Annotated in this window: 1 protein-coding gene; it reads left to right on the top strand. The window is 56.3% G+C overall.

Annotated elements, in window-relative coordinates; translation table 11 throughout:
* Positions 1–106: 106 nt before the first annotated feature.
* The coding region (locus tag AB4Y40_RS42805) for a LysE family translocator (protein ID WP_368692989.1) at positions 107–535 on the top strand (429 nt) is incomplete at its 3' end.

Below are 535 nucleotides of genomic sequence, written 5' to 3'. Positions count from 1 at the left end.
GCGGTCGTTCAACATGCGCAGCCAACCGCGCTGGTAGGATGACGTTCGTGCCCAACACGCCTATCGCAGTTGAGCGCCGCACATCCAAGATCGAACCCGAGAAACCATGAGCCTTCATACATACATCTTGTTCGTCGGAGCTAGTTTCATTTTGTGCCTAGTCCCGGGTCCCGATATGCTGTTTTTGCTTGGGCGAACAATTGCTCAGGGACGTGCGGCAGGGCTATGCGCTGCCTTTGGAATCAATCTCGGCGCTTACGTACACTTGCTCGCCGCGATTACTGGTCTCTCGGCGCTTGTCCTAGCATCAGCGACGGCGTTCACTGCGGTGAAGTGGATAGGCGCGGCATACCTGCTATATCTCGGCCTCGGAGCATTGCGCTCCAAAGGCGGCTTTGCTTTCCCCGCTGGTGACGCGAAGGTGAAGGCCTTGCGGCTCATTTTTTGGCAAGGCTTTCTCAGTGATGTTTTGAACCCGAAAGTCGCGCTGTTTTACGTCGCATTGCTTCCCCAGTTCATCAGCGCGCACGACCCA

Origin of the sequence: Paraburkholderia sp. EG287B (assembly GCF_040965595.1) — a bacterium.
Taxonomy (GTDB): Bacteria; Pseudomonadota; Gammaproteobacteria; order Burkholderiales; family Burkholderiaceae; genus Paraburkholderia.
The sequence above is the reverse complement of the archived record's forward strand: the minus strand, read 5'-3'. Positions and strand labels throughout refer to the sequence as shown.